This window comes from Phenylobacterium haematophilum (assembly GCF_014196295.1).
Taxonomy (GTDB): domain Bacteria; phylum Pseudomonadota; class Alphaproteobacteria; order Caulobacterales; family Caulobacteraceae; genus Phenylobacterium; species Phenylobacterium haematophilum.
The window spans coordinates 34,682-51,989 of sequence record NZ_JACIDK010000007.1 but is presented as its reverse complement, the minus strand read 5'-3'; the positions used below and the strand labels follow the sequence as shown (position 1 = coordinate 51,989).

The following is a 17,308-nucleotide window of genomic DNA, read 5'->3' as shown; positions in this document are numbered from 1 at the left end:
CCTGGTGGTCCCTATAGCTTGGAAAATTCGTCCGTGGGTGACGGAATCGTGACGGCTTAGTCACTTGACGTGACCGACGCCAAATAACCCGGCGCCTGTCGCTTTACAGACACGCTGCCCCGCGCAACTTTCCGGCCAATCGCGACCCAACGAGGCGGCCTTGCCCAGCAAACCACTGTCAGCGCACGGAATCGAACGCCATTGGCGCGCGGTGCTGATGATCACCCTGGCGCTCACCGCCGTCCGCATGGTCGCGTTGTTCGCCACCCCGCTGGAGCTCTATCCCGACGAAGCCCAGTACTGGCTTTGGTCGCGCACGCTCGACTGGGGCTACTATTCCAAACCACCGATGGTGGCGTGGCTGATCTGGGCGACGACCTCGATCGGCGGCGACGCCGAGCCTTGGGTCCGCTTCTCGGCGCCGTTGCTGCATGCGGTGACCACCTTCTGCGTGTTCGCGATCGGGCGGCGGCTCTACGATTCGAGCACCGGGTTCGCCGCCGCGGCGCTCTACCTGCTGATGCCGGCGGTGCAGCTGTCATCGCTGGTCGCGGCCACTGACGCGCCGCTGCTGATGTTCCTGGCCATGGCGCTGCTGACCTATGTCGAGATGCCGGCTGGCGACGCGCGACGCCGGCTCTGGCTGGCGGCCGGCTTCGGCGTGGCGCTCGGCATGGCGTTCCTGTCGAAGTACGCGGCGGTGTACGGACTGATCGGCCTGGCCCTGCACCTGGCGCTCTCGCCCGACGCCCGCCGTGTCTGGAACCTGAAGTCGGCTTTAGCTGCGCTGGCCGCCCTGCTGGCGATCCTGGCGCCTAACCTGATCTGGAACGCCGCGCACGGCTTTTCGACCGTCCAGCATACGGCGGCGAACGCCAACTGGAGCGGACGCCAGCTGTTCAATCTCGGCGAGCTCGGCGACTTCCTGGCCTCGCAATTCGGCGTGTTCGGGCCGATCCCCTTCGCGGTGCTGCTGGGCGGCGCGGCGGTGCTGGCTTTCCGCCGACGCCTACAGCCGGCCGACGTGCTGCTGATCTGCTTCGCCCTGCCGGCGATCCTGATCGTCACCGGCCAGGCGTTCATCAGCCGCGCCAACGCCAACTGGTCGGGAGCCGGCTACGTCCCCGGCGTGATTCTGGTCGCGGCCTGGCTGGTGCGCTGGCGCGCCCGCTGGTGGCTGATCGCCGCCCTGGCCCTGCAAGGGGTGGTGGCCGCGGTGTTCCTGGCCTGCGTGCTCAACACCGGCTTCGCCGACCGCATCGGCCTGTCGAACGCCTTCAAGCGCGCCAAGGGCTGGGAGCAGATGACCGAGTCCATCGCCAACCGGGCGATGCGCGAGCCGCCCGGTTCGCTGAGCGCCGTCGCGGTCAATGACCGATTCCTGTTCAACGCCGCGGCCTATTACGGCCGTGAGTTCTTCGGACAGAACGGCGAGCCGCCGTTGAAGATGTGGGTGCGGGAGGCCCATCCGCAGAACCAGGCCGAAACCGTCGCCCCGCTGACCGCGGCCGACGGCAAGCGTGTGCTGGCGGTCAGCCTGGAGCAGGTGTTCCTCGATGAGATGAAGGCCGATTTCCGCGCCGCCTCGGACGAGGAGATCGTCAGCGTCTGGCTTGACCGCAAGCGCAAACGCCGGGCTGAGCTGTTCGTCGCCGAAGGCTTTGCGCCGGCCCCCCGCGACCCCGTCACCGGTAAGCCGATCCCCAAACAGCCTTGAGCGCCCGGTCGCGGCCGCAGCCGATGCGATAGGCCTCGTAGTTGGCCGGGTTCTTCTTGGCGTAGTCCTGGTGATAGGCCTCGGCCGGCCAGAACTTGCCGCCGGTCAGGATCCGGGTGGCGACCGGCTTCCCGAGAGCCTTGGAGACCTGCGCCTTCACCGCCTGGGCCGTTGCAGTCTCGGCGTTGTCGGCCACGAACACCGCGGTCGTGTAGGACGGGCCTCGGTCACAGATCTGGCCGCCGGCGTCGGTCGGGTCGATGTGATGGAAGAAGCCGTCGACCAGCTTGGCGTAGCTGATCTTGGCCGGATCGTAGGTGACCTTCACCGCCTCCAGATGGCCTCGATGGTTCTGGTAGGTAGGGTTCTGGAGCGCGCCGCCGGCGTAGCCGGAGACGGCGCTGGTCACGCCGGGCAGGCTCTCCATCGCTTTCTCTGTCGACCAGAAGCAGCCGCCGGCGAAGACGGCTGTCTTCAAGGCCGCGGCCTCGGAGGCTTGGGCGAGGGAAAGGGTGGCGATCGCCGCCACGGCGGCGGCGCGAAACAGCTTCATCGCATTCCATCCTGGCGCGGCCGAAGGGCCGCAGACAGGAAGGATACGCGCCGAACCCGCGGAGGGATGCGCCCTAAACCGCCACCTCGAACGCCGCTTCGGTCTTGGCCTTCACTTCATCGACCGTGACGCCCGGCGCCAGTTCGATGAGCTTCACCGCGGTCTTGCCGCGGTTGATCTCAAAGACGCCCAGTTCGGTGATCAGCAGATCGACGACGCCGGCGCCGGTCAGCGGCAGGCTGCATTCCTTGAGCAGCTTAGGCGCGCCCGACTTCTCGCAGTGGTCCATGACCACGACGACGCGCTTGACCCCCGCCACCAGGTCCATGGCCCCGCCCATGCCCTTGACCATCTTGCCTGGCACCATCCAGTTGGCCAGGTCGCCGTTCTGGGCCACCTGCATGCCCCCCAGGATCGACAGGGCGATGTGGCCGCCGCGGATCATCGCGAAGGAGTCGGCGCTGGAGAAGTAGGACGAGCTCGGCAGTTCGGTGATGGTCTGCTTGCCCGCGTTGATCAGATCGGCGTCCTCTTCGCCCTCATAGGGGAAGGGACCCATGCCCAGCATGCCGTTCTCGCTCTGCAACGTCACGTGCATGCCATCGGGAATATAGTTGGCGACCAGGGTCGGGATGCCGATGCCCAGGTTCACATAGAAGCCGTCGCGCAGTTCCTTGGCGGCGCGGGCAGCCATCTCGTCACGGGTCCAGGCCATCTTACGCGCTCGCCTTCTCTTCGCCCGTCTTCGTTTCTTTGGGACGGGTGGTCACCCGCTCGATGCGCTTCTCGTAGACCGCGCCCTTGATGATGCGGTCGACGAAGATGCCGGGGGTGTGGATATGGTCCTTGTCGATCGAGCCGATCGCCACGAGGTTCTCCACCTCGGCGACGGTGACCTTGCCGGCCGTGGCCATCATCGGATTGAAGTTCCGCGCGGTCTTTCGATAGACGAGGTTGCCCTCGGCGTCGCCGGTGTGGGCCTTGACGATGGCGAGGTCAGCGGTGAGGCCGCGCTCCATGACATAGGTCTCGCCGTCGAAGTCGCGGACCTCCTTGCCCTCAGCCACCAGGGTGCCGACGCCGGTCTTGGTGAAGAAGGCCGGGATGCCGGCGCCGCCGGCGCGGATGCGCTCGGCCAGGGTGCCCTGCGGATTGAACTCGAGCTCCAGCGCGCCCGACAGATACAACTGCTCGAACAGCTTGTTCTCGCCGACATAGGACGAGATCATCTTCCTGATCTGGCCGCTCTCGAGCAGGATCCCGAGACCGAAGCCGTCAATCCCGCAATTGTTGGACACCACCGTCAGGTTCTTGACGCCGGATTCCTTGATCGCGCCGATCAGGTTCTCGGGGATGCCGCAGAGGCCGAAGCCCCCGGCCATGATCGTCATGCCGTCGAACAGCAGCCCGGCGAGGGCGTCCACGGCGTCGTTGCGGGTCTTTCCAGCCATGAGGCCCCTTTAAGCTGCCAACGCGTTGTTGAGAACAGGGTCGGGCGAAAAAATTCATCAAATGGCGAAGAACTACTCCGCCAGAGCCTTGGGCGACGTCTTCAGGACGTCGGCCGCCTCTTTGTTGCCCGCCTCGCCCTCCTTCCTGGGGACGGAGAACGGCTCGGGCGTCGGGGTCTGCATGTTGCCGCGCATCAGCCAGCGCCCCTCCTCAATCCCGCCGGCCACTTGCAGCTCCAGCCGCTCGGTGTCGCGGCGGCGGACGTCGCGGGTGATCTCGGCGGCCTCGACCTCGTCGACCCCCATTTCGATGAGGACGTTCTTGCCGAACGCCAGGGCGGACTCGAAGGTCTCGCGGATCTGGTAGTCGACGCCGGCCTTGATCAGCCGCAGCGAATGGCCGCGGTCGAATGCGCGGACGAACAGCTTGGCCAGGGGGAACTCGGCCTTGATCAGTTCGACGATCTTGTCGGCGACCTCGGGCTTGTCGACGCAGACCAGGATCGCCTCGGCGTTGGTCGCGCCCGAGGCGCGCAGAACGTCGAGCCGGGTGCCGTCGCCGTAATAAACCTTGAAGCCGAAGGTCCCGGCGGCGCGGATCATCTCGACGTCGGTCTCGATCAGCGAGACCTCCATGCCGCGGGCCAGCAGCGGCTGGCTGACCACCTGGGCGAACCGACCGAAGCCGATCATAAGCACGCGGCCTTCGAGGTTGGCGGCTAGTTCGACCCCGTCCATCGACTCCTTCGGCGGCGGCAGCACCCGGTTCAGCACGATCACCACCAGCGGGGTCAGCGCCATGGACATGATGACGATGGCGGTCATCGCCGCGCTGGTGCGCCCGTCCATGACCCCTGCCGCAACGGCCGCGGCATAGAGCACGAAGGCGAATTCGCCGCCCTGGGCGAACAGCGCCGCGCGCTGGATCGCCTCGGTGTTACCGGCTTTGAACAGCCGCGCGACGCCGTAGATGCCCGCCGCCTTCACGATCATGAAGGCCAGCACGCCGAGCACGATCAGGCCCCATTCGGCCGCCACCACCGACAGGTCGAGCGACATGCCGACGCTGAGGAAGAACAGGCCCAGCAGGATGCCGCGGAACGGCTCGATGTCGGCCTCAAGCTGGAAGCGGAAGGTCGATTCCGACAGCAGCACCCCGGCCAGGAACGCACCCATGGCCATCGACAGTCCGCCCCACTGCATGAAGAGCGCGGTGCCCAGCACCACCAGCAAGGCGGCGGCGGTCATGATCTCGCGCGCGCCGGTGCGGGCCAGGATCTGGAAGAACGGGTTCAGCAGCCAGCGGCCGGCGGCGATCACCACGGCGATGCAGCCAAGACCGATCAGCAGGCCGAGCCAGACCGGACGGCCCTCGTCGACCGCCCCGCCGCTCATCGAGCCGAGAACGACCACCAGCGCCAGCAGCGGCACCACGGCCAGGTCTTCGAGCAGCAGGATCGAGACCGCGCGCTGACCCGCCTCGGTCGAGGTCTCGCCGCGCTCGTCGAGCATCTTCATGATGACGGCCGTCGAGGACAGCACGAAGCCGCTGGCCCCGATCACCGCCGCCGCCGGCGGCAGGCCGCCGAGGATAGCCACCCCCGAAAGCAGGGCGCAGCAGACCAGTACTTGCGCCGCGCCGAGCCCGAAGATCTCCCCCCGCAGGCTCCACAGCTTACTGGGCCGCATCTCAAGGCCGATGATGAAGAGGAAGAGCACCACGCCCAGTTCGGCGACGTGAAGGATCGCCTCGGGATCGGCGAACAGCTTGAGCCCGAACGGGCCGATGACTAGACCAGCGGCCAGGTAGCCGAGCACCGAGCCCAATCCCAGCTTGCGGAACAGGGGCACGGCCACGACGCCGGCGGCCAGCAGGGCGACGGCGTGCCCAAGATTCATCCCCGCAGCCTCTGCCGCCATCGACGTTCCAATACGCTTCACCGCCCCTCCGAGCGGGGCGGCTCTCGCGCGTATGTGGTGTCAAAAGGCGCCGCGGCGCAACGGGGGCGGCCGCCTGAGCCGCGAGGGAGGCCGGCCTGCCCGCCGATGGGGCAGGCCGGCGCCCGTCAGCCCGTGTAGGGCCGCAGCACGATCTCGACGCGGCGGTTCTTGGCCCGGCCGGCGTCGGTCGAGTTGTCGGCGATGGGCTGGGTCGAACCGCGCCCCTCGACATAGAGCCGGTCGCGCAGCACGCCGCCGCGGCCGGTCAGGTAGTCGGCGACCGACAGCGCTCGGCGTTCCGAGAGCGTCTGGTTGTAGTCGGCCCGGCCGGTGGAGTCGGCGTGGCCGATCACGTCGACCAGCGTCTGCGGGTAGTTGTTCAGGCTGCGCGCCACATCGTCGAGCGCGCCGTAGAACTGCGGCTGGATGTCCGACCGGTCGAACCCGAAGGTCACGTCGCTGGGCATCTGCAGGACGATGTTGTCGCCCTGGCGTTGGACCTCGACGCCGCTGCCGGCCAGTTCGCGGCGCAGCTCGGCCTGCTGGCGGTCCATGTAGTTGCCGACGCCAGCGCCGGCGAGCGCCCCGATGCCCGCTCCGATCAGCGCGTTCTTGCGGCCCTGCTCGCTGCGGTTGGTGTTGGTCAGATAGCCGAGCGCGGCGCCGCCCAGCGCCCCGGCGATCGCGCCGGTGCCGGTGTTGTTGCGGACGACCTGTCCGGTGTAGGGGTCGGTGGTGGTGCAGGCGGCCAGAGCCCCTGCCCCGAGGATGCAGGCCCCGAGGGCGGTCAGTTTGCGCATAAGCGATCTCCTCGATCGTGAAACTCTGGTGCGAACGCGAGCGCTACGGTCAAGGTTCCCGCAAGCTGGGACGAAGGTTCAGACGTGACGACAGAGACGATCAAGCCGGTTTCGTTCAAGCGCTTCGGCGCCGACTTCGACGGCTTCTCGCGCGATCTTGGCGGATCGTTCGCCCGTTTCGGCTTCGCGGTGATCTCCGACCACGACCTGCCGCAGGCCCGGATCGAGGCGGCGCTGGCCGCCACCAAAGCCTTCTTCGCCCTGCCCGAGGAGATCAAGCGCGGCTATGTGGTCGGAGTCGGCGGCCAGCGCGGCTACACGCCGTTCGGCATCGAGACCGCGAAGGACGCCCAGCACTTCGACCTCAAGGAATTCTGGCACATGGGCCGCGATCTGCCGGCCGGCCACCCGTTCCGCGACTTCATGCCTGACAATGTCTGGCCGGCCGAAGTTCCGGCGTTCCACTCCGAGATCGCCTGGCTGTTTAACGCCCTGGACGGCATGGGGCGCCAGGTTCTGGAAGCCATCGCCGTCTATCTGAAGCTGGACCGCGGGTTCTTCCATCCGACCGTGAACTTGGGCAACTCGATCCTGCGCCTGCTGCACTATCCGCCGGTGCCCAAGGACGGGCCCAACATCCGCGCCGGCGCGCATGAGGACATCAATGTCATCACCCTGCTGCTGGGGGCGGAGGAGGCCGGCCTGGAAGTGCTCGACCGCGACGGCCAGTGGCTGGCGATCAACCCGCCGCCCGGCTCGGTGGTCTGCAACATCGGCGACATGCTGCAGCGGCTGTCCAACCACGTGCTGCCCTCGACGACCCACCGGGTGGTCAATCCGGCGCCGGAACGCCGCGGCTTCGCGCGCTACTCCACGCCGTTCTTCCTGCACTTCAATCCGGACTACGAGATCCGCACCCTGCCAGGTTGCATCACCCCTGAGCATCCCGACCGCGGCCTGGCCCCGATCACCGCCGACGAGTTCCTCAAGGAACGTTTGCGCGAGATCAAGCTTCTATAGACGGAAGCCGACCCGCCGCGCCGGAGGGTCGGTTTTCGCCACGCCCGACGCCATCGCCGCAAAAAATCCCCAAGCTTGACAGTTTTCCACAACTGATCGACCGAAGGTTGCCGAACGGCGTTCGGAAAAAGACGGAAACTTAACCGCGCCACCCCATCGTGGGCGCAAGGACGCGGCCCGGGGGATCATCATGTCCAAGCCTGTATCGGCCTCACGGGCCGAGGCCGCGCGGCTGGCCGCCATCGCCACGCTTGATCTCGACGAACTGAAGCCGACCTTCGAGCGGATCGGCCGCCTGGCGCGCGCCTTCGCCCGGCTGGACCTGGGCGACGTGGTGATGGTCGGCGCCGAGCGCACCTGGCACGCCAGCGTCGGTCCCAGATGGACCGACGAGCAGCTCTGCCAGGACCAGTCCTTTTCCGAGATCGTGGTGGGCGAGGACCAACTGCTTTGGGTCGCCGACGCCCTGACCGACGCGCGGTTTTGCACCCACCCGCACGTGGTCGGAGCGGAGGCGGTTCGCTTCTACGCCGGGGCGCCGATCCGGCTGGCGGACGGCCAACCGATCGGCGTGGTCTGCGTCGCCAGCCGCGCGCCGCACGCCTACGACCGCGACCTGGCCAGCTATCTAATCGATCTGGCGGCCATCGCCTCGAACGAATGCTCGCGCCACCACGCCCAGCGCGATCTCGTGAAGTACGCCGGCGAGGCGCAGGCCGCCAACAAGGCCAAGAGCGAGTTCCTCGCCAATATGAGCCACGAGATCCGCACCCCGCTGAATGGGGTGATGGGCATCGCCGGGGCCCTGGCCAAGACCGACCTCAATCAGCACCAGGCCGACATGGTCGAACTGATAGAGACCTCGGCCCAGACGCTGGAAGCCCTTTTGACCGACATCCTCGACCTGGCCAGGATCGAGGCCGGCCGCATGGAGATCCGGCTCGAGCCGTTCGACATGGCCACCTCCGTGAGCGCCTGCGCGGCGCTGTTCCAGGCCACCGCCCAGGCCAAGGGGCTGGAGCTGAAGGTCGAGATCGAGCCCTACGCCCAGGGCGCATTCGAAGGCGACGGGCCGCGCATCCGCCAGATCCTGACCAACCTCCTGGGCAACGCCATCAAGTTCACAGCTCAGGGCGAGGTCAAGCTGACCGTCGCCGGCCGCCGCGATGAGACCACCACCCATTTGGTCTTCACCGTCGCCGACACCGGCATCGGCTTCGACGAGGCCACCCGCCAGCGCCTGTTCGGCCGCTTCCAGCAGGCCGACGGCTCGATCACCCGCGAGTACGGCGGAACCGGCCTGGGCCTGGCCATCTCGCGCTCGCTGGCCGAGGCGATGGGCGGCGAGCTCAGCGCCAGCGCCGTGGCCGGCAAGGGCGCGACCTTCGTCCTGACCCTGGAGCTCCCGCGCCGCCACGGCGCGGTCGAGATGTGGGGCGAGCACGAAGACGCGATCGCCGATGCGGCCGATCTCGACGCCATGCGGGTGCTGCTGGCCGAGGATCATCCGACCAACCGCCGGGTGGTGGAACTGATCCTGGGCGCAGCGGGCGTCGAGCTGATCTCGGTCGAAAACGGCGCCGAAGCGGTCGACGAGGCCGCGCGCGGGACGTTCGATCTGATCCTGATGGACATGCAGATGCCGGTGATGGACGGGCTGACCGCGATCTCGGCGATCCGCCGGCGCGAGGAGCGCGAGGGCCGCCGCACGCCGATCTACACCCTGACCGCCAATGCGATGCCCGAGCACGCCGAAGCCTCCACCCGGGCCGGCGCCGACGGCCACGTGACTAAGCCGATCACGGCCGAACGGCTGCTGCATGTGGTCGAGCAGGTCTGGGCCGAGAAGGCCGCGCGCGCGGCGCAGGGCTCCAACGTCGTCGCACTGCGCGCCTAGCGGGCGAAGATCCCCATCAGCTGCGGGCGGGCGAACACCGCCGGCGCCGCCTTCTGAGTGACGTCGGGCAGCCAGAAGGTCAGCTCCGATCCGGCGTTCAGGGTGGCGTTCAGCATCTGGGCGGCGATGGCCGCGTCAACGGGCCGGATCGAGCCCTCGACGATTCCGTCCGAGATCATCGAGGCGAAGCGGTCCGACACCCGGTCAGAGTGCGCGACCTGCTCGATTCGGATCTCCTCAGGCAGGGCCGACAGCGCCGAGACCCGCAGCAGCGGGCCGTACTGCGACAGCTGGAATTCGGCCAGCGCCGCCGAGGCGCTGGAAATGCGCAGCCACTGGTCGCCTTCCAGCGCCATGGCCAGCCGCTGGACCCGGCGCATGACCTCGAAGGTGCGGTCGAAACAGGCGACCACCAGGTCGTCCTTGGCGTCGTTGTGGTGATAGAACGAGCCCTTGGTGACGTTCAGCGCCTCGGAGATCTTATTGACCGAGGCGCCGCGATAACCGCGCGAATTGATCAGCCGCGTCGCCGCCAGCAGGAAGGTCTCGCGGCTCATCTCCGCGCCCTCGCTCGCCGCCAGCTCGGCCAGCGGCACCGGAGCCGGCGCCCAGCTCGCGCCCTCGACCGCCAGGCCGCCGACCAGGATGTCGAACACCCGCTCGCGCACCCGGCCGTAGTCCTCGGGATCGTACTTGTGCAGCCAGGCTCCCGACCAGAACAGCTGGGCGAGCAGCATGTGGGTGCGGGCGGTGCGGCGACCACGGTTGAGCCACGCCAGCTCCGGCGCCTCGAACAGGGTGCGGACCTTGCGGAACACCTTGGCGAACGCCTCGATCACCTGGGCGCGGTGCGGATCCTTCAGCGCCCGGACATCGGCCAAGGTCGGCATGGGGGGCCCCTCGCCGATCGCCATCAGCCGCACGCGCTCGAAATAGAGCTCCAGCAGCTTGTGCAGCCGGTCGGCCGGGGTCGGCTCGGCCACCGCGGTCTCCGCCGCCTCCTGCAACCAGGCGATCCCGCGCATCATGCAGGCGGCGGCCAGGTCGTCCTTGCGCTTGAAATAGTAGGTGACGCTGGTGGTCGACAGGCCGACCGCAGCCGCGGCGTCGGCCAGGGTCAAGCCCTTCACCCCGCGCTGGTTCAAGAGGACGGTGGAGGCGTCAAGGATCGCATCGCGCTTCTTTCGGAAGCGGTCCGTCGCCCGCACGCCCTTACGTTCCGCCATCCGAGCCCCTGGCACGCCTTGAACCGCCCTGCCCTTCTCTATCGCAAGCCCCTTGCCGCGCAAGGCGTCAGCCTGACGCAAACGGATAAGGCGAGATCGACTTGGTGAAGTCGTCGACCATCAGCGTACGGTTGATCGGCTCGGCCGCGCGCTGCGGACAGGCCGGCCGCTCGCAGATCCGGCACGCGGGCCCGATGGCCGTGGCGACCGGATCGCGCAGGTCGATGCCGCGCGAATAGACCAGCCGCTCGGCGAACTTCAGCTCGCAGCCCATGCCGATGGCGAGTTCCGTGTCGCCCGCCGCAAAGGGCGTGGCGAAGCGGCTGACCGTGCGCGACAGGGTGAAGTATCGCTGCCCGTCCGGGGTCTCGACGATCTGGGTGGCGATGCGGCCGGGGCTGCGGAAGCTGGCGTGGATGTTCCAGCGCGGACACGTGCCGCCGAAGCGCGAGAACGGGAAGGTCGAGCCGGCGAAGCGCTTGGAGATGTTGCCGGCAGAATCCACCCGCAGCATGAAGAACGGCACGCCCCGGGCGCCTGGCCGCGCCAGGGTGGTCAGCCGGTGGCAGGCCTGCTCGAACGAGACCCCGAAGCGGGCGCGGATCAGCTCGATGTCGTAGGCGCTGCGCTCGGCCGCCTCGTGGAAGGCCGCGTAGGGCATCATCACCGCCGCGGCCAGGTAGTTGGTCAGCGACACCTTCAGCAGGCCGCGGGTCGAGCGGTCGGGCGGGCCCGAGCGCTCGACCAGCGCATCGAGCAACGGCCCGTATTCGAGGATCGCCAGTTGGTAGGCCTGGGCGAAGGCGCGGCCCTCGGCGGTCAGCGCCTCGGACAGGAACAGGCGCTTGCGGTGATGGTCGTAGCGGCGGACCGACTCCGGCAGCACCTCGACCGGCACCACCCGCACAGAGATGCCGTGCCGCCCCGCCAGCCGCTCGCGTGCGGAGATCGCGAAGTCGAGCGGTTCGCAGGCAAGATCGGCGGTGAGCGCGTCGGCCGCCTCCTCCAGCTCGGCGAAGTAGTTCTTCTGGGCCTGGAAGAAGTCGCGCACCCAGTCGGAGGGCAGCACCGCCGGACCGCTCGAACCCTCTTCCGGGCGGCCGATGGCCCCCAGGTCGGTGAGCCGGCGCTGGTCGAGATAGGCGCGGTAGAGGCGGACGATCGCCTCGGACACGCCCGGCGCGCTCTCGGCCACCTCGGCGATCTCATGGCGGGCGACGCCGAGGTCTCGGAACATCTGGTCGGAGAACACCTCCGACAGCCCAGTGGCGCCGCCGTCCTCGGGATCGGTCGCCAGGCTCTTGAGATCGAGGTCGTAAGCCTCGGCCAGGCGCAGCAGCACCTGGGCGGTGACCGGCCGCTGGTTGCGTTCGAGCAGGTTCAGGTAGCTGGGCGAGACGCCGAGATCCTCCGCCATGCGGGTCTGGGTGAGGCCCAGGTCGCGGCGCAGGCGCTTGAGGCGCGCGCCCAGGAACAGCTTCCGGTCGGTGGTGGTCACGGCCATGTTGTCGGGTTGTCACAGATTTACAGCCTTTACAAGGTGTCTCTGTGACAAGTGAGCCTTGTTGCACAAGCCTGCCCCTTCGCCCCCGCCCGGCCGACGGCTAGATTTGATCGACGGCTTGTCAAAGCGACGGGCCGGCGAAATCGGTTTTCACAAGACTCAGTTCCGGCGCCAGCCGGGGGAGCAAGAGACCATGACCAAGGAACGGTTCTGGGTTGTCGGCGGGGAGTACAGCTGCCTCGCCTTCACCAAGCTGAAGAACGGCGCGCCCCAGGTGCTGGGTCCGTACGAGAGCCGCGACGAAGCCAAACAGGCTTGGGCGAAGGTGTCCGAAGAGACCCGCAGCCAGGCCACCATGCGCTTCGCCATCGCGTCCGAACAACTCGTACTGCCGGCTTAAGGGTCAGGGGGCTTCCAGTTGTCTCTCCTTGAGCCCGCCCGATCTTTCGGGGTGGGGCGGGCTCACTTTTTTGAGTTCTTGCCGCGGCGCTGACGCTCCGCGGATACAGCATCCGGGACCTCCGAAAGGGGGGCGGATAGGGTGACGGGCGGGGAAGCTTGTATTCGGTCGCTTCCCTGCCCCGATCACCGCATTCGACCGATCGCGCAAATGAAAAGGGCGTCCCTCGCGGGACGCCCTTTCGCGTTGGGGTGGGCGTAGCGCCTACTTCTTGACCCAGGCGCCTCCGGCGTCCTGGTAGAAGTCGCCCGGGCGCAGCTTGGCCTGGACCACGGTGCGGAAGGCCGAGGCCCCGGCCGCGGCCGGGCTGACGCCGTTCTGGGTGGCGGCCTGGGCGTAAAGCTGGCGGCGGCCGGCGTTGATCTCAGCCACGGCGGCGCGGACCTCGGCGCTGGCCGCGCCCGCGTTCACGAAGCCGAGGAAGCCGTCGGCCTGCTCGCCCACAACGCCTTGGGCCTTGGCTGCATCGACGGCGGCCTTGGCGGCGGCCGGGTCGGCGTGGGCCGCGCCGGCCAGGGCGAGGGTGGCGACCACGGCGGCGACAGGCGCCATCAGATTGCGATAGGTCATGCTCAATCCCCTTAGAACAGGTTCGGGTTCTGCTTGATCAGCGCCTTGACGTCGTCGTCCAGGCGCAGCCGGACGTCGGCGTCCAGCTTGGCGTAGATCGAGATCGGCGCCACCTCCACCCGCACAGTCGGCGTGCAGGCGCTGGTAAGGGCCGCTCCGGCCAGGACCGCCACGGCTGGCAAGGTTCTCATCATATGGTCGTCTCCAAATTCACGGCCAAGGTGGATTATTCCGGCTGAACGGCTTGTGAACCGCGAAGCGCCTGATACTCGCCGAAGTCCTTGAGGATCTGATCGAGGTTCAGGCTGGTGTCGAGGGTCAAGTCGACCTTGGTCCCCGACGGCAGCGGCAACGACCGGTTCAGGAAGTCGCGGCGGATCAGGTCCATCAGGGTCAAGCGGATCTCCTGCTTCTGCGGCGGCTTGTGCTCGCCCTTCAGATGCATGAGCACGCCCAGTCGCCCGTTCTCCAGGCTGTTGACCTCGGCATCGAGGGTGTCGAACGCCAGATGTTCCATGGCCTGGTAGGCGAATTCGCTGAAGGCGTTGATCTCGCCCGTCTCCGTAGCGGGCGGCGCGACCGGCACCGTGGGGGCGCCTTCGACCGCCGCCCCGATCACCTCGCCGCCCTGCGCCGCCACCGGCACCAGCGCCTCGCGCAGGATGGACAGCCGGCCCGGCTCGATGGCCCGCAGCCGCCCGGCCTTGACCCGCACGCCTTCGGGCCGCACCTCGAACGGAACCTTGCCGGTAAGCTTCGCCTCCAGATCGACGCGGTCGCCGAACGGCGAGGCCTCGACCAGGTCCTTGATCTGGACGCCCTCGATATCGAGAACCCCGCTCCACGGCTGACTAAGGTCGAATGGCACGCGGAACGGCTCGAACGAGAGCAGCCCCCCGCCCATCGCCAGCCGCGCGCCCCCCACGGTGACGGCGTCCGGCTCCAGCCCGAACACCACGTCGACGTCGGTCAACGGCACGAGGCTGTTGATCGACTGCGCCTTGAGCACCTGGCCCGGCGCAGCGGTCAGCGGGATCAGGCTGCTGAACTCTGCGCGCCCGGCCAGACCCTGCACCGGCCCCATCGGGCTGACGAAGTCCATGCGCTCGACGTTCAGCGTTCCGTGGCTGGTCGAGGCGCCCGGCGACCAGGCGATCTCGCCATCGAACTGCGCCCGGCCGCTGGCCGGCGAGGCGACGATCGCGGCCAGCGGCGAGAGCCCGATCGGCTGCAACCCGCCGTCCTCGAAGGTCAGCATGCCAGTGTCGAAGGTCAGCGCGCCGCGTCCATCGGCGGCGTGCCGCAGGTCGCCGGTCGCCAGCCGCCGGCCGGCCAGATCGGTCAGCGCGAAGTCGGCCAGCCAACCGCTTTTGCGGGCGCTGGCCCGTCCGCTCGCCCGCACCGGATGGAAGCGGGTCTCGGCGGCGGTGTCGTCCAGGCGGGCGGCCGCGATCTCGAGCTGGCCGTTGATCAAGGCGCCAGAGCCGGAGAGGTCGATAGCGCCGGCGCCCTGTGAGACGCGCGCCTCAAGGAACGGCAGTTCGGCCGCGACGCTCTTGGCCTGGCCGCGCAGCCGCCAGGTTCCGCCCTTGAGGCTGACCAGCGGCGCGCCGGCCCGGGGGCACAGCTCGCCGCTCGCTCGTTCGAGGTCGCTGTCGCCGAGTTCCACGTGACCGGCGACCAGGGCGACGCAGCGGGCCGCGACGAAGTCGACGGCGCCGCCCGCCATGCGCACCTCGCCGGCCGCGTCGATGCTGGCGGCGCTGACCGGGGCGAAGCCGCCCTTGGCCTGCAGCGCCGCGGTGGCGACGACGCCGTCGTCGGTCAGGCGATAGCGCGGCACCGCGAGCGTCGCCTCCGGCAAGCCGCCGCCGCGGACCAACACGTCGAAGCCGCCGCCGCCGTTCACATAGATCGGTCCGCCCGAGGCCCGATGGAGCTTGAGCTCTCCGCCGCTGGCGGTACGCACCACAGCCGGTTGTCCGAGGCCCACCGACACCCCTTCGCGAGAGGCGTCGAGCGCGATCGAACTCGCGGTCAGCTGGAAGTCGGCCAGGGCCCGCTTGAGCGCCGCGGTCTCGGCCTGATCGCCCGCGGTCACCGGCCCCAGGCCCGACCAGCCGCCGCGCGAAGCGAGCGCCCCGCGCAGGGCCAGATCCACGCGCTTGCCGTCGAAAGCGGCCAGTCCGCCGAGCTCGCCGCGGGCGTCGAAGAGACGAAGGTCGCCGCCGCGGGCCTGGTCGGCCGAGAAGCGGCTGCTGATCTCGCCGGAGACCACGTCGCCGGCCGACCGCGTCCAGCGCACGTCGCCGAGCGAGGCCTCGCCCTTGAGGCCCACCAAAGTGAAGCCGGCGGCCTTGCCGCCGCGAGCGCCCACTTGCAGGTCGCCGTCGCCCTCCAGCACCAGGGTTTCGATCCAGCCTCGCGTTGCGCCGTCGAAATTGGCGACCAGCCGCAGCTCATCCAAATTGTCCTGGCCGAGCGCCGCCTGTGCGGCGGAGGCCTCGAGCCGCGCCATCAGCCGGCCTTCGCCACGCTTGCGGACGGTGTCGGGATAGGGCCCCTGGACGGACAGCCGCACGCGGCCATCCTGCGCTTTCAGGCCCTGCGCCTCCAAATCCTCGACCGGCGCCAGCAGCAGCACGTCCACGCGACCGCGAGTGGTCGCCATCTTGAGGCTGACCTCGCCCAGCCTCGCAGCGACGCTCCGCCCCTTCAGCGCCACGGGGTCGAGCCGCGCATCCAGCAACATCAGCCTTCCGTCGGCCAGCTTGGCGTCGGCGCGGGCCTTCAGCAGGCCGTAGTCGGTGTCGAGCCGCAGCACCCCGCGATGAACTTCGACCCGCGGCTGCGGGCCCTGCGGCTGCGGCGGGCGGCTGGTGAACTCCTCGATCAGCGGATCGAGCGTCCCGAGCTTCAGCTTGCCGCCCTTGAAAGCGCCCTTGACCACCGGCCGGTAGAGCTTGACCGAGGTCACCCGCACGCCCGGCGCCTCGCCCGACCAGAAGCCGGTGAAGCCGTAGCGGACCTCGACCCGCTCGACCGAGACGTCGGGGTCCTTCTCCGGCCCGGCGCGGACCCGCGCGGTGAAGCCCCCGAACTCGAATTCGCGGAACTCGACGTCGGCCGGCACGCCGCGCGATTCCAGCCAGCCGACCAGCAACTCGCGGGCGATCGCCCTGCGGGTAAGATAGACCGTGCCGCCCACCACGACGGCCACGATCACCCCGGCGGCCACGGCGGTATGGACCCGGCGCCATCGACGCCGGGCCGCCCGTGACGGCGGGTTCGTTTCTGACTCGGTCAAACGTGACGCCTGCTGCTCTCCAGCAGGTCATAACGCAAAACCGTCGAAAGCGTGGCCGTCCGTTGGAAGTTTACACCAAAGCCTAGAGGCCGCCGGTGGTCGCCAGGGCCACGCCGCCGTCGACGGCGATGGTCTCGCCGACCACGTAGTCGCCGGCGCGGCTGGCCAGGTAGATCGCGGCGGCGGCCATATCCTCGTCGCGGCCGATGCGGCGCGAGGGGATGCGCTTGGCGATCTCGTCGCCCTGGTCGCGAGCCACGCGGTTCATCTCCGAGGCGAAGGCGCCCGGCGCGATGCCGGTGACGTTGATCGAGTCCTTGATCAGCTCGGCGGCGATGCGGCGGGTCAGGTAGATCAGGCCCGACTTGCTCGCATGATAGGAATAGGTCTCCTGCGGGTTCAGGCGGATGCCGTCGATCGAGCAGATGTTGATGACCTTGGCCGGCTGTTCATGGCTGGCGGCGGCCTTGAGCGCACCGTGCAGCGCCTGGGTCAGGAAGAACGGCGACTTCAGGTTCAGGTCGACGACCTTGTCCCAGCCGCTTTCCGGGAACTCGTCGAAGGGCGCGCCCCAGGCGGCGCCGGCGTTGTTGACCAGGATGTCGAGCTTCGGCTCGGCGTCGGTCAGGCGCTTGGCCAGGGTCTGGCAGCCCTCGACCGTCGAGACGTCCTGCGGCAGCGAGATGCAGCGCTCGCCCAGCTCGGCGGCGGTCTCGTCGCAGGCGGCCGGCTTGCGCGAGGAGATGTAGACGCGGGCCGCGCCCGCATCGAGGAAACCCTTGGCGATCATCTTGCCGATGCCGCGCGAACCGCCGGTGACGAGGGCGACGCGGCCCTCCAGCGAAAACAGTCCCTGAGCCAT

At 68.7% G+C, this 17,308-nt stretch carries 15 protein-coding genes; 4 read left to right on the top strand and 11 right to left on the bottom strand.

Going from position 1 to position 17,308, the window contains the following annotated elements; genetic code table 11:
- Positions 1 to 160 precede the first annotated feature (160 nt).
- Entirely contained in the window at positions 161 to 1,717 is a 1,557-nt protein-coding gene (locus GGQ61_RS18870; protein WP_246371095.1) for an ArnT family glycosyltransferase, read from the top strand.
- Here GGQ61_RS18870 and msrA read toward each other — a convergent pair.
- The 5 genes from msrA to GGQ61_RS18845 form a co-directional block, all read right to left on the bottom strand.
- Positions 1,686 to 2,270: a peptide-methionine (S)-S-oxide reductase MsrA gene (gene msrA, locus GGQ61_RS18865; RefSeq protein ID WP_183776245.1), complete on the bottom strand. Its 585-nt coding sequence runs from the start codon at positions 2,268 to 2,270 to the stop codon at positions 1,686 to 1,688. The genes GGQ61_RS18870 and msrA overlap by 32 nt on opposite strands.
- Positions 2,271 to 2,343: 73 nt before the next feature.
- Positions 2,344 to 2,985, bottom strand: a complete 642-nt coding sequence (locus GGQ61_RS18860) for a 3-oxoacid CoA-transferase subunit B (RefSeq protein ID WP_183776243.1) — start codon at positions 2,983 to 2,985, stop codon at positions 2,344 to 2,346.
- Between the two features lies 1 nt (position 2,986).
- Complete coding sequence (locus tag GGQ61_RS18855; protein WP_183776241.1) at positions 2,987 to 3,721, bottom strand: CoA transferase subunit A; 735 nt, start codon at positions 3,719 to 3,721, stop codon at positions 2,987 to 2,989.
- A gap of 72 nt (positions 3,722 to 3,793) precedes the next feature.
- Entirely contained in the window at positions 3,794 to 5,662 is a 1,869-nt protein-coding gene (locus GGQ61_RS18850) for a monovalent cation:proton antiporter-2 (CPA2) family protein (RefSeq protein WP_343056211.1), read from the bottom strand.
- Positions 5,663 to 5,787: 125 nt separating this feature from the next.
- Positions 5,788 to 6,462 carry a YiaD family glycine zipper/OmpA-like lipoprotein gene (locus tag GGQ61_RS18845; protein ID WP_183776239.1) on the bottom strand — a complete coding sequence of 225 codons (675 nt, stop codon included), beginning with the start codon at positions 6,460 to 6,462 and terminating at the stop codon, positions 5,788 to 5,790.
- Between the two features lie 84 nt (positions 6,463 to 6,546).
- Between GGQ61_RS18845 and GGQ61_RS18840 the strand changes: the two genes are divergently transcribed.
- Both GGQ61_RS18840 and GGQ61_RS18835 read left to right on the top strand, forming a co-directional pair.
- A complete protein-coding gene (locus GGQ61_RS18840; RefSeq protein ID WP_183776236.1) occupies positions 6,547 to 7,482 on the top strand; it encodes an isopenicillin N synthase family oxygenase in 936 nt (311 codons plus the stop codon).
- Between the two features lie 190 nt (positions 7,483 to 7,672).
- Complete coding sequence (locus GGQ61_RS18835; RefSeq protein ID WP_183776231.1) at positions 7,673 to 9,379, top strand: GAF domain-containing hybrid sensor histidine kinase/response regulator; 1,707 nt, start codon at positions 7,673 to 7,675, stop codon at positions 9,377 to 9,379.
- Here the strand turns inward: GGQ61_RS18835 and GGQ61_RS18830 are convergent.
- Together GGQ61_RS18830 and GGQ61_RS18825 are read right to left on the bottom strand one after the other, a co-directional pair.
- Positions 9,376 to 10,605 (bottom strand): TetR/AcrR family transcriptional regulator, encoded by a 1,230-nt coding sequence (locus GGQ61_RS18830; RefSeq protein WP_183776220.1) that lies wholly within the window; start codon positions 10,603 to 10,605, stop codon positions 9,376 to 9,378. The two genes, GGQ61_RS18835 and GGQ61_RS18830, sit on opposite strands and share 4 nt — an antisense overlap.
- A 67-nt stretch (positions 10,606 to 10,672) precedes the next feature.
- Positions 10,673 to 12,109 (bottom strand): helix-turn-helix domain-containing protein, encoded by a 1,437-nt coding sequence (locus GGQ61_RS18825; protein ID WP_183776216.1) that lies wholly within the window; start codon positions 12,107 to 12,109, stop codon positions 10,673 to 10,675.
- Between the two features lie 193 nt (positions 12,110 to 12,302).
- Between GGQ61_RS18825 and GGQ61_RS18820 the strand changes: the two genes are divergently transcribed.
- Entirely contained in the window at positions 12,303 to 12,509 is a 207-nt protein-coding gene (locus GGQ61_RS18820) for a DUF4170 domain-containing protein (RefSeq protein WP_183776214.1), read from the top strand.
- Between the two features lie 264 nt (positions 12,510 to 12,773).
- Here the strand turns inward: GGQ61_RS18820 and GGQ61_RS18815 are convergent, their stop codons facing one another.
- The 4 genes from GGQ61_RS18815 to GGQ61_RS18800 form a co-directional block, all read right to left on the bottom strand.
- A complete protein-coding gene (locus GGQ61_RS18815) occupies positions 12,774 to 13,139 on the bottom strand; it encodes a YdbL family probable chaperone protein (RefSeq protein WP_183776211.1) in 366 nt (121 codons plus the stop codon).
- Between the two features lie 11 nt (positions 13,140 to 13,150).
- Complete coding sequence (locus GGQ61_RS18810; RefSeq protein WP_183776208.1) at positions 13,151 to 13,333, bottom strand: YnbE family lipoprotein; 183 nt, start codon at positions 13,331 to 13,333, stop codon at positions 13,151 to 13,153.
- A gap of 32 nt (positions 13,334 to 13,365) precedes the next feature.
- Entirely contained in the window at positions 13,366 to 16,446 is a 3,081-nt protein-coding gene (locus GGQ61_RS18805; protein ID WP_183776203.1) for an intermembrane phospholipid transport protein YdbH family protein, read from the bottom strand.
- Between the two features lie 82 nt (positions 16,447 to 16,528).
- Complete coding sequence (locus GGQ61_RS18800; protein ID WP_183776192.1) at positions 16,529 to 17,308, bottom strand: SDR family oxidoreductase; 780 nt, start codon at positions 17,306 to 17,308, stop codon at positions 16,529 to 16,531.

Bases quoted from the DNA above. Each gene is read 5' to 3' on its own strand.
- GGQ61_RS18815 (WP_183776211.1), bottom strand. From the start codon at position 13,139: ATGACCTATCGCAATCTGATGGCGCCTGTCGCCGCCGTGGTCGCCACC.
- GGQ61_RS18820 (WP_183776214.1), top strand. From the start codon at position 12,303: ATGACCAAGGAACGGTTCTGGGTTGTCGGCGGGGAGTACAGCTGCCTC.
- GGQ61_RS18830 (WP_183776220.1), bottom strand. From the start codon at position 10,605: ATGGCGGAACGTAAGGGCGTGCGGGCGACGGACCGCTTCCGAAAGAAG.
- GGQ61_RS18845 (WP_183776239.1), bottom strand. From the start codon at position 6,462: ATGCGCAAACTGACCGCCCTCGGGGCCTGCATCCTCGGGGCAGGGGCT.
- GGQ61_RS18835 (WP_183776231.1), top strand. From the start codon at position 7,673: ATGTCCAAGCCTGTATCGGCCTCACGGGCCGAGGCCGCGCGGCTGGCC.
- GGQ61_RS18825 (WP_183776216.1), bottom strand. From the start codon at position 12,109: ATGGCCGTGACCACCACCGACCGGAAGCTGTTCCTGGGCGCGCGCCTC.
- GGQ61_RS18800 (WP_183776192.1), bottom strand. From the start codon at position 17,308: ATGGCTCAGGGACTGTTTTCGCTGGAGGGCCGCGTCGCCCTCGTCACC.
- GGQ61_RS18855 (WP_183776241.1), bottom strand. From the start codon at position 3,721: ATGGCTGGAAAGACCCGCAACGACGCCGTGGACGCCCTCGCCGGGCTG.
- msrA (WP_183776245.1), bottom strand. From the start codon at position 2,270: ATGAAGCTGTTTCGCGCCGCCGCCGTGGCGGCGATCGCCACCCTTTCC.
- GGQ61_RS18860 (WP_183776243.1), bottom strand. From the start codon at position 2,985: ATGGCCTGGACCCGTGACGAGATGGCTGCCCGCGCCGCCAAGGAACTG.
- GGQ61_RS18810 (WP_183776208.1), bottom strand. From the start codon at position 13,333: ATGATGAGAACCTTGCCAGCCGTGGCGGTCCTGGCCGGAGCGGCCCTT.